Consider the following 16,248-nt stretch of genomic DNA (forward strand, 5'->3'; position numbering starts at 1 on the left):
CAACGATAGGTTGGACCGCCGTCGCGTTCCGGCAGAGGGGGAGAGGACTACTCGATGAATCACGAGGCGGGTAACGGAACGGCGCCGCCAGGCTCCACCGCTCATATCCCGGCCACGTTTGTGACCCAGGGACGGCTGGCACGCGTCAGGGGGCAGAATATCCTGTTCAGTCCTTCCCAGCGGGCCATCTTCGCCGTCAACGATACTGCCGCCGAGATCTGGCGCTCCCTGGAAGAGGGAACATCGCCGCGCGCCATTTCGGCCGAGATGGCGCGCGCCGGCGTCGATGGGATCGAGGCAAACAGGCATGTCGAGGCCGCGCTGAGGGATTGGCAGCGGCTGAGCTTGATACGGCCCGACGCACCGCCGTCTGTGTCGGCTCGAGAGGCTGTGAGCCAGGTCGTCGCGATCGCGGGCCTTTCCGTACGCATCGAGTATCCTGCAGCCTGCGCCTTTCCCGCGGTCGCCGTGTTCCGGCATCTCGAGGTCCGACGAGAGACTGCCGACATTCTGTTCCAACTGGTCGAGCATGAAGGACGGGTCCACCTGTTCCGGGATGGCGACTGGGTTCTTTCCTGCGCGCCCGACGAGCTGCCCGTCATGGTGAAAGGGCAAATGCTGATCGAGGTCCTCGATCGCAGCGCCTACGAACTTGCTCTGCACGCGGCTGCGCTTCTCAAAAATGAGCGCATCGTGCTTCTTTGCGGCAACCCGGGCGCAGGCAAGACTACGTTGACCCTGGCCCTGGTCAATGCAGGGTTCGGTTTCGTATCTGACGATGTGACCCTGTTGGACTCCCGGGGACATGGCATTGGTCTGCCGTTTGCGCCTGCCGTCAAGGCAGGAGCATGGCCGCTTTTGGCCGAACGCTTCCCCGATCTCGACGCTGTTCCGGTTTGTCGCCGGCCAGACCGCAGGCGAGTTCGGTTTGCGGTGCCCAGCGAGGTCGTGCCGTCCTCTCCCATACCAATCGGCTATGCAATCCAGCTTCGTCGAGGTCGCGACGCGAAAGCTTGCCTCGAGCCGATCGACCCGGCCAGCGCATTGCGTGTGCTGCTCAACGGGGCGTTCGCACCCGGCCGAGAGTTGAGTGGCAGCGCCTTCGACACTCTGACCGAAGTCATCGGATCGGCGGGCACCTATTGCCTGAATTATTCGAAGCTCGATGATGCAGTAGAGCTGATCACGAAGGCATGCCGGTGAGACACAGAGGCAACGCGCTCGAGGCTCTGATCGCCGGACTTCGCGGCAGTCCGGCCGACCGGGCCGATTGGCACGCCGTAATCGCTCTGGCCAATCGCACTTTGCTCACGCCGGATTTGTTCTCCTCCCTCGCGCGCGCCGGCCAGATCCACCGGCTACCGCAGGACGTGTACGAGTATCTCCGGTTCGTTCATGACTGCAATCGGGAGCGGAACTTGCGCTTGCGTGCGCAACTGCGCGAAGCCGTTGCGGCGCTCAATCGCCGCGGCATCGTTCCGCTCCTGCTCAAGGGCGCTGTTCCCTTGTTCCTTGCGCCGGCAGGCCAGGCTCCCAGCAGGATGACAAGCGACCTCGATCTGGCCGTGGAGCCGGCCAACGAGGCGGCCGCCCAAATCTGCCTTGAAGAGCTCGGCTATGTCGAGGTGGCAGGTGAGCGAGGCATGGCGCGTGAGCAGGATGCCGGAATGCTGGAACTCCGGGCGCGCCGGGCGATCGACTTTGAACCTCCCAAGCTCGTCCAGCACGACGATTTGTGGGTGAATATTCCTACTGCCCAGTCCCGGGCTCTGCACTGGATCGTGCACGACCTGTTTAAGGAGGGCGACTATTGGCGCGGAAGGATTGATCTCAGGCACCTTCACGACCTGGCGCAATTGGCGGAGACCGAGAACGTGGACTGGAGCGCGCTGCAGGCATCCATGTCGGACCGAAGCGCCCGCAATGCCCTGGATACCCAGCTCCTGGCCTTGCATCACTTCTTCGGAACCAGGATCCCGGCAAGATGCGCGCGGCGCCCGATCGTCCGTTTCCAGCACTGGAGGCGCGTCTTCACGGCAACCCACCCGATCATCGGCGCTCCGTTGCGCCTGGCCGGGAATTTGATTTGGGGAACGCGGCGGTTTCTAAGCGCCAGGGGTTCGGCGAGGGGGGGCTCGTCCGATTTCGCGCGGCGCATCGCTCGGACGCTTTTGCTTCCAAGCGCGAAAATCTAAGCCTTTTGGTGAACTAGTATCCTGGCATCGGGAAACATAAGCTGTTGTGATACTTTGGAACCCGCATGGGAGAATCGTCATGCCAACCGAAAGCACGAAACGCTCGGAAAGGACGCAGGAAGTCCTCGTTTCAGAGGCTCAGGCGCGCCGGGACTTTCTCAAGAAGGCAGGGCGTTTTGCGGCGGTGACTCCACCGGCCATAACGGTTCTGCTCGGCACCAGCCTGAACTCCAGAGCGATCGCCAAATCGGGAGGAACACGCCCGGGCAACGGCTGGGGCGACAACAATCATATTCACATTGGTCCTCCCGGCCAGTCGTAAGGTTGACCGTCAGGGTCGCTGAAGCAGCGTTTTGAGAACCAAAAGCGCGTCGCGGGGAAATGGATCCCGGCGGCGCGCTTTCGCGTCTTTGCTTCAATTTTGATACCCCGATCGCTGGCGGCACGCCGCGGTCGGGGTATTTTGTTTGTTGGCGGCGACCGGGTTGGCGCAAGCGTAAATCGTTCCTGTCAGATCAGGCGAGCAGCCAATCGTTCAAATGGAATTCATAGATCTTGCCGTCGTTCTCGGTCGGATTCGAGTCGTTGTCCACGCCGCGATCGACGACATAGAGGCTCATTTGGTGGCTCGGATCGTCGCTGCTCGGCGCCAGGGCAAGTCCCGCCGGCTTTTTCGCGTTGGCGGCGGAGATGTCGAGTGTGCCCAGCAGATCCCCGGTTGGCGTCACCATTGCCACGGAGGTGCGTGACACGATGACATAAAGCAGGTCGTGGACCGGATCATACGCGATGCCCCCGTCAGAAGGGGTTCCGAGCGCCTCTTCAGAAAAACTCGTCACGACATCATCGCCCCCCGTGCTTGGGACCCCGTCGAATCTGCCGTTCTGGCCCGGAGCGATGGTGTAAATCCTATGGGTTGTGCCATCCTCGAGATAGAGCACGCCGCGGTTTGTGTCGTAGGCAATACTCTCCGCATCCGTACTGCCGAACGCGGCGGTCCTGAACGAGGTCACGATATCGTCGGAGGTGTTGTAAAGCCCATCGTTGCCCGGGTTCAACTCGTAGACGCTCTTCGTGCCGGTATCGTCCGAGAAGAAGAGATGGTGGTTCGCCGGATTGTAGGTGACCCCGGCCGGCTCATCCGAGAAATTGATGGTGGTGAGCGTGCCCGTCAGGGTGCCGTTCAGATTCATCTGGAAGAGATTCTTGCCGGTGAAAATCGACATCTCCTCCACCTCACTATCGGCCACCAGCAGCTTGCCGAGATGGGAGATATAGACGATATCGGTCGGGTCGGGGCTCGGCGGTGACCACTGCGAAGTCAGAATGGTGTGCGCCAAGGTCACGGATGTCGGCAACTGGGTGGCGGTGACGCCGACGGTGAAGGTGTGCGTGGCGATGCTGCCGTCGGACGAGGTGGCTGTCACGTGGAGATCGATCGTCGGTTCGGACTGAGCGTTGAGCGTGCCGCTGCTCGATCGCGTGATGACGCCGGTGCTGGAATTGATGGCAAAGCGCGAGTCGTCGATCGTGTAGGTGACCGTCGAGCCGGCATCGGGATCCTTGGCCGAGGCGGTGATGCCGACGGCAGTGCCGGCGGCGGCATTTTGGACGATCTGATTGGCCGCGGTGTTGGCATCGGGCGGCGTGTTGAACGCGATCGGTTCGGGGCTGTTGAGGACGGCGAGGGTGAAGCTCTTGTTGGCGGTGCTGCCGTCGGAGGAGGTCGCCGTCACCGTCAGGTTGATGGACGACTGAGTCTCGAAGTCGAGCGTGCCTGTGCCCGAACGCGTGATGACACCGGTGCTGGAATTGATGGCAAAGCGCGTGTCGTTGATGCTATAGGTGACCGTCGAGCCAGCATCGGGATCCGAGGCCGAAGCGGTGATCCCTGTCGGTGCCCCCGCCGCGGCGAGCTCGGCGATCTGGTTGGCGCCGGAGTTGGAGTCGGGCGGAGTGTTGAAGGCCACGGGCTGTTGGCCGGCCGTGACGCTGACAGTGAAGGTGCTCGTGGCGCTGCTGCCATCGGACGACGTCGCTGTCACCTGGAGATTGATCGTCGGTTCGGACTGGGCGTTGAGCGTGCCGGTGCCCGAGCGCGTGACGACCCCGGTGCTGGAATTGATGGCAAAGCGCGAGTCGTCGATCGTGTAGGTGACTGTCGAGCCGGCATCGGGATCCGAGGCCGAAGCGGTGATGCCGACGGCAGTGCCGGCGGCAGCGTTCTGGCCGATCTGGTTGGCCCCGGAGTTGGCATCCGGCGGCGTGTTGAACGCGATCGGCTCCGGGCTGTCGAGGACACCGAGGGTGAAGCTCTTGGTGGCGGTGCTGCCGTCGGAAGAGGTTGCCGTCACCGTCAGATTGATGGACGACTGGGTTTCGAAGTCGAGCGTGCCTGTGCCCGAGCGCGTGACGACGCCGGTATTGGAATTAATGGCGAAGCGTGCATCGTTGATGCTGTAGGTGACGGTCGCGCCGGCATCGGGATCGGTGGCCGAAGCTGTGATCCCGGTGGGTGCTCCCGCCGCGGCGAGCTCGGCGATCTGGTTGGCGCCGGGGTTGGAGTCGGGCGGAGTGTTGAAGGCCACCGGACTTCCGGATCCCGGCAAGACATATTCGATGTGCAGCAGCGGCGCGCTGGCGGGATTGTATTCGTAGGAATCGGCGGTGCGCGTGCCGGTGCCGGTGATCAGGAAGGCCATGTCGTTGAGCGCTGCCCAGCCCGAGCGGCTGACGATCTCCTGGACGATAGCCGTGAGGTCTGGCGTGCGCTCGGCCTGGACGTGCTCGCCCACCGTGGTCCACGGGGCCGGCGTCCAAGCTGTCGACGCGTCGGTCGTTGCCCGTGACGATACATTGAAGCTGGTGCTGGTGAAGGGGCTTGCGTCGTCGGTGTCCTGGCCCTTGATCAGCAGCGAGGCCGCGCCTGTCTTCACCTCGTTGGCCTGGAACTGGATGTAGGCGCTGGTGATGATCGCGCCTTGCGGGATATCGATACCGGTGAAGCGGAGACCGACCGTCTGGCGGGTAGAGCCGTCAAAGCCCAGTTCCAGATCACTGACGTTGCTCGAAATCGAGCCGGAACCTTTCTCCTCGACATCGTCGCCCGCGGCCGCCACCCTGGCCTCGAAAGTCCCAGGCGTGCTGCCGCCGGTGACGTCAACATTGAAGGCGTGGGTGTTGGTGCTGCCGTCCGACGAGGTCGCGGTGACCGTGAGCGCTACCGTCGGCTCGGACTGGGCGTTGAGCGTGCCGGTGCTCGAGCGTGTTATGACACCGGTGCTGGGATTGATGGCAAAGCGCGGGTCGGTGAGACTGTAGGTGACCGTCGAGCCGGCATCGGGATCCGAGGCCGAAGCGGTGATGCCGACGGCAGTGCCGGCGGCAGCGTTCTGGCCGATCTGGTTGGCCGCGGAGTTGGCATCCGGCGGCGTGTTGAACGCAACCGGTTCCGGGCTGTCGAGGACGGCGAGGGTGAAGACCTGGTTGGCGGTGCTGCCGTCGGAAGAGGTTGCCGTCACCGTCAGGTCGATCGACGACTGGGTCTCGAAGTCGAGCGTGCCTGTGCCCGAACGCGTGATGACGCCGGTGCTGGAATCAATGGCAAAGCGCGCATCGTTGAGGCTGTAGGTGACCGTCGAGCCGGCATCGGGATCCGTGGCCGAAGCGGTGATGCCCGTGGGTGCTCCCGCCGCGGCGAGCTCGGCGATCTGGTTGGCACCGGGGTTGGAGTCGGGCGGAGTGTTGAAGGCCACAGGCTGTTGGCCGGCCGTGACGGCGACGGTGAAGGGGTGCGTGACGACGCTCCCGTCCGACGAGGTGGCGGTGACGGTGAGGTTGACAGACGGCTCGGACTGGGCGTTGAGCGTGTCGGTACCTGATCGCGTGATGACGCCGGTGCTGGAACTGATGGCAAACCGCGTGTCGTCGATCGTGTAGGTGACCGTCGAGCCGGCATCGGGATCCGAGGCCGAAGCGGTGATGCCGACGGCAGTGCCAGCGGCAGCGTTCTGGCCGATCTGGTTGGCCGCGGTGTTGGCATCCGGCGGCGTGTTGAACGCGATCGGCTCCGGGCTGTCGAGGACATCGAGGGTGAAGCTCGTGGTGGCGGTGCTGCCGTCGGAAGAGATTGCCGTCACCGTCGGATTGATGGACGACTGGGTTTCGAAGTCGAGCGTGCCTGTGCCCGAGCGCGTGATGACGCCGGTATTGGCATTGATGTCGAAACGCGAGTCGTTGAGGCTGTAGGTGACGGTCGCGCCGGCGTCGGGATCCGTGGCCGAAGCGGTGATCCCGGTCGGCGCTCCCGCCGCGGCGAGCTCGGCGATCTGGTTGGCAGTGGGATCGGCATCGGCAGGCGTGTTGAAGGCCACGGGACTTCCGGATCCCGGCATGACATATTCGATGTGCAGCAGCGGCGCGCTGGTCGGATTGTACTCGTAGGAATCGGCTGTGCGCGTGCCGGTGCCGGTGATCAGGAACGCCATATCGTTGACCGCCGCCCAGCCCGAGCGGCTGACGATCTCCTGGACGATAGCCGTCAGGTCGGGCGTGCGCTCGGCCAGGGCCTGCTCGCCCACCGTGGTCCACGGGGCCGGCGTCCAACTCGCCGACGCGTCGGTCGTTGCCCGTGACGATACATTGAAGCTGGTGCTGGTGAAGGCGCTTGCGTCGTCGGTGTCCTGGCCCTTGATCACCAGCGAGGTCGCGCCGGTCTTCACCTCATTGGCCTGGAACTGGATGTAGGCGCTCGTGATGATCGCGCCTTGCGGGATATCGACGCCGGTGAAGCGTAGGCCGACCGTCTGGCGGGTCGTGCTGGCAAAGCCCAGTTCCAGATCGTCGACATTGGTCGAAATCGAGCCGGAACCTTTCTCCTCGACATCATCGCCCGCGGCCGCCAGCCGCGCTTCGAATAGTTCAGCCATAGTCGGTCTCCTCTCGTAAATTTCCTCCGCAACGACGGAATCTCCCGGTGCCCGATCGGGCGTCAGGCTGAGCCCATGATCGAGCAAGGCGATGGCGTCGTTGCGCGTGAAGAACGTGATCCTGGGAACTGACCTCGAGTTCCGCCGCTGATCAGTCTGTTGCCTGCCTCAGTCTTGGCCATGCGGGCACGACTGCCGCGAGCAGGCGCAGCAGTGACAGGCCTTCCCGCCCAAGGAATAGCGACGGCAGGAGCCAGCACAACAGCAAGCCCCCCACAGACGCCAGCAATGCCGTATCGATGAGCAGCGGAAGAGGCGATAGATGGAGGGCGCGAAGCCAGTCCACGAATGCCCAGATACCGGTTCCGACAACGCCGGCGAGCGCGACGCCAGGCAGGTGCGCAAGGAAGAAATTCGCCCACGTCATCCCGGTCACGCGGAGACTCAGCTGCGCCATGAGAAAGAAATTGGCCCCGAATGCCAGGCCGACACCGAACGCCACCCCTTCCACGCCCCAGAATTGCCCTATGAAGGCTCCGATGCAGACACCGACGGTGAAAACAGCCTGGCGCCAGGCCCGGGCATAAACCGTTCCGGTTGCCCGCGAGACGGAATCGCTAAGCTTGTAGCTCGTGCGGAACAGCATGCTGAACGCCAGGATCTGGAGGGGGCCGACCACGCCCTCCCAGCCCCGTCCGAGAATGACCCGAACCAATTCGGGTGCGACGATCGCCACCACCACGCTGGCCGGCAGGACAAGCAGGCTGCAACCGGCGACCGCGCTGCGATAAGCGCGCGCAAGCCTGACGGGCTCTTCCTGGACCAGCGCCATGGTGGGGAACAGCACGCGATCGAGAACCTGGCCGACGATCACCGCCGGAGTGGTCATGAGTTGGGACGACAAACCGTAGACACCGAGCGCATCGGCGCCGAGATAGCGGCCCACGACAAGCCTGTCCACCTGAGTGGCAAGGTAGTTGCAGACCCGCGCAATGGTGAAGCCGCCGCCAAAATAGAGCAGTTCGAAAATCGCGCTCCGCTCGAGCAACGGCCGCATCGGGTGCCGCTGGCCGACGAGCAGCACGATCGTGCGGAACAACTGCTGGACCAGGATCGCTGCGACAAGTGCCCAGATACCGAAGCCGAGCCAAGCCAGCACTGGACCGACGACCACGTAGCCGATGGCGAAAGCGACCGCGTCGACAAGCGCGAGCCAACGGAACCGCAAGGCACGCTGGGCCGAGGCCAGCGCCACCATGGAGGCTCCTTGGAAAAGAAAGATGAAGCAGACCGCACGCACGATCGGAGTGAGCTCGGGCAGGCGAAGAAGACCGGCAATAGCGGGTGCCAACGCCCATACCAGAGCGGTTACGGTAAGCCCAAGGAAGAGCGACAGGGTATATCCGACCCGGAGATGCCGCTCCTCCAGTACAGGTCGCTGCACGATCGCAGGCGTGATGCCGAGGCCCTGGAAGATGGCCGAAAACTTGATGACGATCAGTGCCGCGGAGTAGAGACCGAACTCGTTGGGTGAGAGCAACCGGGCCAGGAGGACGAGGGCGACAAGCTCGGCAACCGCCAAGGCGCCCATGGACAGGCCCGTCCAGAACATGCCTACGACACTGCGTTTTGCCAGCCCGCGCCGGATGTCGCTCACGCCAATCTCCACATGCCGCCTTGCTTACTCGACCGACCAAAGAAGGGCGGCCATGCATCTCCCCGGAACCGCTCAGCGGGGGGAGGGGATATTCGGATGGCCATGCTGAAACGCCAACGGCGCCCGCGTGGGCCGCGAGCCATGCCCGACGAGAAGGGACGGGGGATCTCGTAGCGGTAGAATCCCATCTCATCCCGCACCTCGGGGATGATCGCCGCCAGTTCGTTCGCATCCAGGCGCAGCCACTTCTGCTGGCGGCCGGGATCGATCATCTCCTTCGCCACGCGAAGGATGTCGTCAGAGCAATGCAGCCCGCAATGTTCATAGATACGGCGCAAGACCAACTCGGGATCCTGTATCAGATCCTCATAGCGAAACGACAGCACGCGGCCTTCGCCCAGCCTGGCGAGATCCTCTCGGGCCATTCGATTGCCGCGCGCCCACTGGCGCGCGATCACTGTCAATTTTTGATGCTCCTGCAAATCCCGATCTATTCCCTTGTAGCGCGGTCCGTAGATCGACGTGTATTTTCTGTGTAATATCCTCTTGGCGACTATCTGCTTTACGACGTCTCCCACGTAGTAATGGACTTGTGTGGCCGGCGTTTCTTTCAATAGTCGCAGAAGACCTTTGAAACTTTTTGCGCGCTGCCACTTAAGTTCCATGGAGCTTATATAGGAAAACGGATTCCTTGTAATATATAGAAATATAGCTTCTGGGAATATCTGGTGGATAAATGGCACGCGCAAGACGTTGGCGGGCGTATTTTCCATGATTTGCCGGTTGCCGTTCCGCAGCTGATAGTCGAGGAACCGGTTGCGAATGTAGCGCACGACCTTCTCGCTGGCATCGGCTTTGACAAATTCGTCATGCCGGCGCGCCGGATCGGCATAGAGCCACAATGTTTTTGGCTCGTACCAGGTGACGACATCCGGGTGCAGCCCGATCAATTTCTGCGTGATGGTGGTGCCCGACCGGTAGTTGCCAATCAGAAAAATCGGAGGTTTCAACTCTGCTGTCGTCATGACAAGCCCCTATCGCTAAAGGTCAACCAGGATGCACGGATGCGCACGACAACGCGCTGCTACTGGTCTCTGAACGCACGCATCATCTGGTCCGTCAAAGGCTTCATCAGGTATGAGAGCACCTTGCGGTCGCCAGTCCGTACGAACGCTTCCACCGGCATGCCGGGCGCCAGCGAGAGCGCTCCAAGCTTCTTCAGCTCCTGGGGGTCGGGGGTGATGCGCACCGTGTAGTAGATTTCGTTGGTATGCTGATCGCGCGTCACGTCTGCTGCGATCATGGAGACCATACCTTCCGTTTCGGGCGTGGTGTGGACGTTGAAAGCCGTGAAGCGAAGAAGCGCGCGCTGACCGATCGAGAGCTGATCGATGTCCTGAGGTGCGGCCTTTACCTCGACCGCGAGAGCATCGGTGTCGGGCACGATCAGCATGATCGGATCCCCCGCGCCAATCACGCCGCCAACGGTATGGACTGCGGATTGATGGACCGTGCCGCTGGCGGGGGCGCGAATATCGATGCGCGACAGCTGGTCCTCGGCGGCGACCTTGCGCTCCTCGAACTCGGCGATCTTGGCCTCGACATCGCGCAGATCGCTCCCGGTCTCGCTGGAAAACTCCTTGTCCAGCTGCAGGATCTGCAGCTCGATTTCGGCGATCGCTCCCTTTGCCTGCGCAATGCTCGACACAAGTTGCGCCCGCTCACCCTCGATGCGCGTTGCCTCACGTTCATATTCGGTCAGCTTCGATTTGAGGGTGAGTTTCATTTCGACAAGACTGCGTATGTCGACGAGCTCGTCGTTGATCAGCTTGATCTCCTTCGTCTTTGCCGATTCCTGCGCCGAATAGCCTTCGATCTGCTTCCCGAACTGCTCGATGCGTTCGCGCAGGCGCGCCTTGTTGCCAGACACCTCGGTTCGACGAAGCTCGAACAGCCGCTGTTCGCTCGCCACCGTGGCAGCTATCTCAGGGTCGTTCATTCTCGCGACAAGCATCGGAGCAAGCGTGATGCGCTCGCTGCCGTCACGCTCGGCCTCGAGCCGGGATTTTCGCGCATAGAGCTCATCCAGGTTCTTCGTCACGTAGGCCAGGCTGGCACGCGGAACGGTGTCGCTGAGCTGGACCAGAACGTCTCCGGCCCTGACGCGGTCGCCGTCGCGCACAAAAATCTTGCCGACCACACCGCCGGTCGGGTGTTGAACCTTCTTTTCGCTGCTGTCGACGACCACCGTGCCGTGCGAAATCACCGCTCCCGAAATATCCACCGTCCCGGCCCAGACTCCCATTCCGCCGACGAGCAATGCGACGATGGTCGTGCCGCCCAGCAGATTGCGACGGATCGACCGTCGGTTCAAAAGCGACACGTTCGAAAGGGCAGCTGTCATTTCCCCATTCCAATCCGGGTCAGCCATCAACGCGGTGTCGGAGTGAGCTTGAAAACCGGCTGCAGGCCTGCGGTCACGGTCTGTGGCGCGGGCAAGAGTGTCGACAGAACGCTTTCCCTGGTGCCGAACATCTGCGTCTGGCCTTCTTTCATCACGAGCAGGAAATCCACTGTGCTGAGAATGTTCGGCCGATGCGCCACGATCGCTAAGATGCCGCCGCGGGCCTTGATTGCGAGGATGGCCGCGGCAAGCGCCATTTCACCTTCGGCATCGAGATTGGAGTTGGGTTCGTCGAGGACCACCAGGAACGGATCGCCATAGAGCGCGCGCGCCAGCGCAATGCGCTGACGCTGGCCGGCTGAAAGCGCGGCTCCGCCCTCTCCGATCTGCGTCTCGTAGCCATTGGGGAGACCGATGATGAGCTCGTGGACGCCCGCGGCGCGGGCGGCTGCGACAATGGCCTGCGGGTCCGGCCCGGGATCGAAGCGCGCGATATTGTCGGCAACCGTTCCCGCGAACAGTTCGACGTCTTGCGGAAGGTAGCCTATGTAGCGGCCCAGCCGCTCCGACGACCACTGGTCGAGAGCGGCACCGTCCAGCTTGATACGGCCCGCCAACGGTCGCCATGCGCCGACCAGCCCGCGAACCAGACTCGATTTGCCGGAACCGCTTGGTCCTATGATGCCTAGCACCGAGCCGGCATCCAGGCTGAATTCCACACCTTGCACGATGATGCGTTGCGCGCCCGGCGCACCGATCGCGATGCGCTCCACAGTCAACTTCGACCCGGGCACCGGAAGCGCCATCGGTTGAGCGTCCTGCGGCAACCGGGCGAGCAATTTGCTCAGCCTGCTCCAGCTCTGTCGCGCCCCGACGAAGTTGCGCCAATGGGCGATGGCAAGATCGACGGGCGCCAGCGCACGGCCTACAAGGATGGAGCCGGCGATGATGATCCCGGAGGTCGCCTCGCCCTCGATCACAAGCCAGGCGCCCACACCCAGCATCGCCGACTGAAGCATCAGTCGCAACGCGCGAGCGAAACTGCCGAAACCGCCAACGATGTCGCTGACACGCTGTTGCAGCGCAAGATGTTCGCGGCTCGCTTCGCGCCAGTGGTCGTGCAGGCGCCTGCCCATGCCCATCGCCTGAAGCACCTCCGCGTTGCGGCGGCTGGCCTCGGCCAAGCTGTTGCGCCTCACGCTGCTTTGAACCGCGGCGCCCATCGGTCTGCGCGTGAGGATCTCCGTCGCGACCGTCAGCGTCACCAGCACCAACGCGCCGCAAGCGGCGGTTGTCCCGAGGGTCGGATGAAGGCTCCAGATGATCGCCAGATAGAAGGGCAGCCAGGGAAGATCGAACAGGGTGCCAGGCCCGGCACTCGACAGAAAAGTACGGATGTTGTCGAGATCGCGTTGCGGCTGCAATCCATCTCCCTGCTGGCCGATGTACAGGGGCAACCTCGAAACGGCGGTGAATACGCGTCCCCCAACCGCTTCGTCCAACTCAGCACCGATCCGGTTCATGATGCGGCCGCGCACGAGGTCGATGAGCGCCTGCCCGGCAAACAGAACGCCGGCCAGTATTGCCATGGCGATCAGAGTGGGGACGCTGCGGCTCGGCAGCACCCTGTCGTAGACCTCCAACATGAACATTGCGCCGGTCAGCATGAGGATGTTGCTCACGCCGCTGAAAACTGCAACGCCCGCGAAGGCTGCCTTGCAGGAGTGCAACGCACTGGCCAGTTCGGAGCCGGGCGCCGGTTCCTTGGTCGAGGGCGGGGCGCCGGCGTTCGCGAATGCGCCGGGCAAGTCGTTTCTTCGTCTCCGCCTTGCGCTGCGGACGGCTGCCATGAGCAGACCAAGGGCCGCGACCGCCACGAAAACCTGGAGGGCACCCGGACCGGCCAGAAAGGCCCGCGGATCGGAAAAATAGCGCCAGCCAGCCACGAGGTCCGTCCAGGGTCGCGTCTGCGAAACCCTGGCGAGATCAACAAAGCGTGGCAGAAACTCCGCACCCGCAAGCGCGGCGGCGAGAAGGAGCAGGATTGCAGCGGGAAGTCGGACGATGAGGCGGCGGCGCGGGGCCTTGCTCGACTTCTTGCGGCGCGCAGTTGTGCGGGGGCGCTTTGGCGGCCGCTGCTTCGTCTTGGCATGGAAATTCGCCCGGCGGGGACGCGCTCCAAAGGCCGTCAATACTGTGCCAAAGATCACGTCAAAATTCCGAAGATATCTGCTGCTCTATTGGCCGACCATGCTGCGCTGGACGGCCGGATTTTGCACTTTGGGAGAGGTACCAGCGTCCGGAGCGTAGAACCCCTTGTTGGCCACGACGGAAACCTCGATGACGTCGCCGGCTCTCACTTCCGTGTTTTGATCGGCGACGATGTCGTGGGCGATCTTCTGGTCGCGCCTGAAGATGGAAATCCTCACCGAGCCCTGCAGGTCGTCGAAGGTTCTCTGTTCGCCGTAAGTGAAGATAAAGAGAAGCTTGTCGGCCACGTATCTGATTTGACTTTGGATTTTTCCGAGCTCAACTTGCGCGTCCTGGGTCTGGCCGATCAATTCCATTTCGTGACTTTGGTGCTTCTTTCGCAGCTCGCTTTCAGCGTTCAGCATCGCCTGCTGCGCCTGTTCCTGCTGCAATTCCGTCTGCGCCAGTTCAGCCCGATAGCTGGTATGTGCTCGTTCCGCCGTCAACACATTCGAGTTCGTTATCAAACCCTTTTCCCGCAGAGACCGGGCAGACTGCAGTTCTTGCAGTTGGATGTTCGCGGTCTTTTCACGTTCTTCCCTGGCCGCGGCTAGCATGGCCGCTTCCTTCTTCGCCCGATCCAGCGAGGCCTCCAGGTAGGAAACGTCATCCCGATACGCGGCAAGGCGGGCGTCCAGCTGCTGCTGTTCGGACGCGATGATGCCGTCAATCAATTGCCCGCCAAACTCGACGGGCGAATCGGGAGGAGCGACGAAGGACTTTTCCAGTCGACTTTCCGCCTGGAGCCGAGCAAGACGGACCTTCAGGCGATATTCTTCAAGCGCCAGGTTTGAGCGCGCGCTTCGCAGATCAGCTATTTCCAGGGCCGGCTCCGTGTTGCCCACAGCGCTGGCGCGAAACCCGCCTGCTATAGCGAGTGCATGGCGAACCGTTATTCCGGGTTGAAACGGATAGGATCCAGGGTGGGCCACCGTTCCGGAGATGAAAAATGGCCGGTATTGTCCGATCTCCACTTTCACGAACGGCTGGAGGATCAGCTTCTGCTGCTGAAATGCTTGCTGGATGGCCTGCGAGAGGGCAACGGTGGTCAGGCCGCGCGCTTTGATGTCACCCAACATTGGCAGTGAGATAGAGCCCCGATCATCGACCACGACCTCCAGCGGATAGGATTGTTCGCCGATCACGGACACACGCAGGATGTCACCGGTGTCGAAGGTGTATCCATCCGCGCGCGATGCACTTGCGGTGAGCAGTACAATGGCAACGGCAAGTCCACCGATCATTGCGAGCATGCTGCCGACCGCGGGTTCGAAGTTGGAAACTAGCCGTCGGCCCCAGCCCTTCATGCGCAGAGGCTTGGGAGGAAATTGCTGGTCAATACGCATACGCATCGTCGGTACTCCGGTTGTCTAGCCTGCTGCCATCGGGGCCCGTCGACATTCGCCGGCGGGAGCGTGACAAGAGGTTCTTCCTATGGTTCGAGAAGTAAGCCTGCATTCCGAATTCCATCGGAGCAGCGAAGGCTGATCAAAATCCGTGCAGCCCGAAGGTTTGCCCGGCGAGGCGGTCGCGAATTCTCGCCTCGTTTGGCCTCGCGGCCGAAGGGGCGGGCTCCAGCACGGATTGATAAATCTGCTCGACGCTTTCGCACATGGCGTCCAGCCCCCAGGACGACAGGTCGGTGCGTTTCGCGCCGTCGGCCAGTTGAGTGCGGTGCTGCTGGTTCTCGAGAAGACCGGCGACAGCCGCCGCCGCGGCGCCCACATCCTCGGCCGGGGTCACAATTCCGTTCACGCCATGGCGGACAACCTCTTCCACGCCGGGCAAATGCGAGACCACGCTGGCTCGACCGCCGGCCAAATACTGCATCATGACGCGAGGCAATCCCTCTCGCATCGAGGTCAGTACGCACACGTCCGCCAGGCTGATCAGTCGTTCGGGCTCGCTATGGTAGCCGATCATGCGAATGTTGTTTGCGAACCGGGATCGTTCAATGGCCGATTCAACGTCCGAACGCGCCGGTCCGTCACCGGCGAGGAGCAGTCGCACGTTTGGAACTCGGTCAACGACTTTGCCGAATGCCTCAATGAACTCGACGTGGCGTTTTCTCGGTTCCAGCGCGGCCAACATCAGAACCACCGGCGGCTTTGGCTCCCCGGCAGCCGTCCCCAGGAGCAGATGCGGATCTTGCGGCCATCGCGCGTTCGCGAAGCGTGCCAGATCGAAGCCGGAATGGACGACATGGTGCTGATCGGGGCTGCCCAGATGATTGGCGATGCAGATGTCGCGCATAGCCTGACTGACATCGATGAAAGCGCGCGTGAACCTCGCGGCCAGGCGTTCGGCGGCCAGGAACACCAGCCTCTGCCCGCGGCCGACATGCACGAAAGGCAAGATGTGGACGCCATGTATGATGCCGGGGATATTGGCTTCCTTGGCGGCGAGGCGGCCGACAATGCCGGCTTTGCTTTGATGCGTGTGCACGATGTCGGGCCGCCAATCACGCATAAGGCGGGTGAGTTGCCTGAAGGCGGAAACGTCGCGGGACGGCGAGATCGGATTGATGAGTTTTTCCAGCGTCACCAGTCGAAGGGCTCCGGCAAGGGATGCCCGTAACCTCGGGTCGTATTCCGCGCCGTGAACCAACAGCACTTCATGGCCGTGCCGCGCCTGAGCGAGACAGCAAGCCAACGTGTTCTCCTCGGAGCCGGCTCGAAGCAGTCTGGTGATCACATGGACGATCTTCATTTGCTTGTACCTCAGGGACATGAAATGCGAAGCGGCGGGAGATCGAGGGGATCGAGCGGGAGTATCGCCGGGCGCCTTCCGCGGGTTTCGGGGCACGGGCCGGGC

10 protein-coding genes are annotated in these 16,248 nt (G+C 62.6%); 3 read left to right on the plus strand and 7 right to left on the minus strand.

The annotated features are described in order from the left end of the window. The first annotated feature begins 54 nt into the window (after positions 1-54). From EJ078_RS24630 to EJ078_RS24640, 3 genes are all read left to right on the plus strand, one after another. Complete coding sequence (locus EJ078_RS24630) at positions 55-1,203, plus strand: PqqD family protein (RefSeq protein WP_067320667.1); 1,149 nt, start codon at positions 55-57, stop codon at positions 1,201-1,203. Beyond that, a complete protein-coding gene (locus tag EJ078_RS24635) occupies positions 1,194-2,195 on the plus strand; it encodes a nucleotidyltransferase family protein (protein WP_245433363.1) in 1,002 nt (333 codons plus the stop codon). Before EJ078_RS24630 ends, EJ078_RS24635 begins: the two co-directional genes overlap by 10 nt. 79 nt (positions 2,196-2,274) lie before the next feature. Continuing rightward, positions 2,275-2,517, plus strand: coding sequence for a hypothetical protein (locus EJ078_RS24640; RefSeq protein ID WP_082953725.1), 243 nt, complete (start codon positions 2,275-2,277; stop codon positions 2,515-2,517). A gap of 193 nt (positions 2,518-2,710) precedes the next feature. Here EJ078_RS24640 and EJ078_RS30550 read toward each other — a convergent pair whose 3' ends face one another. The 7 genes from EJ078_RS30550 to EJ078_RS24675 form a co-directional block, all read right to left on the minus strand. Continuing rightward, positions 2,711-7,123 carry a hypothetical protein gene (locus EJ078_RS30550; RefSeq protein ID WP_245456810.1) on the minus strand — a complete coding sequence of 1,471 codons (4,413 nt, stop codon included), beginning with the start codon at positions 7,121-7,123 and terminating at the stop codon, positions 2,711-2,713. Between the two features lie 151 nt (positions 7,124-7,274). Beyond that, positions 7,275-8,780, minus strand: a complete 1,506-nt coding sequence (locus tag EJ078_RS24650; protein WP_245307672.1) for a lipopolysaccharide biosynthesis protein — start codon at positions 8,778-8,780, stop codon at positions 7,275-7,277. Continuing rightward, positions 8,777-9,805 carry a sulfotransferase gene (locus EJ078_RS24655; RefSeq protein ID WP_208720896.1) on the minus strand — a complete coding sequence of 343 codons (1,029 nt, stop codon included), beginning with the start codon at positions 9,803-9,805 and terminating at the stop codon, positions 8,777-8,779. Before EJ078_RS24655 ends, EJ078_RS24650 begins: the two co-directional genes overlap by 4 nt. Before the next feature lie 59 nt (positions 9,806-9,864). Then, positions 9,865-11,211 (minus strand): HlyD family type I secretion periplasmic adaptor subunit, encoded by a 1,347-nt coding sequence (locus tag EJ078_RS24660; RefSeq protein ID WP_127213739.1) that lies wholly within the window; start codon positions 11,209-11,211, stop codon positions 9,865-9,867. Beyond that, complete coding sequence (locus tag EJ078_RS24665; RefSeq protein ID WP_245456808.1) at positions 11,211-13,394, minus strand: type I secretion system permease/ATPase; 2,184 nt, start codon at positions 13,392-13,394, stop codon at positions 11,211-11,213. Before EJ078_RS24665 ends, EJ078_RS24660 begins: the two co-directional genes overlap by 1 nt. A 27-nt stretch (positions 13,395-13,421) precedes the next feature. Further along, positions 13,422-14,786 (minus strand): polysaccharide biosynthesis/export family protein, encoded by a 1,365-nt coding sequence (locus EJ078_RS24670; RefSeq protein ID WP_245456806.1) that lies wholly within the window; start codon positions 14,784-14,786, stop codon positions 13,422-13,424. Between the two features lie 136 nt (positions 14,787-14,922). Continuing rightward, positions 14,923-16,143, minus strand: a complete 1,221-nt coding sequence (locus EJ078_RS24675; protein ID WP_127213738.1) for a glycosyltransferase — start codon at positions 16,141-16,143, stop codon at positions 14,923-14,925. Positions 16,144-16,248 lie beyond the last annotated feature (105 nt).

The sequence above is a fragment of the Mesorhizobium sp. M1A.F.Ca.IN.022.06.1.1 genome, assembly GCF_003952605.1.
Taxonomy (GTDB): domain Bacteria; phylum Pseudomonadota; class Alphaproteobacteria; order Rhizobiales; family Rhizobiaceae; genus Mesorhizobium.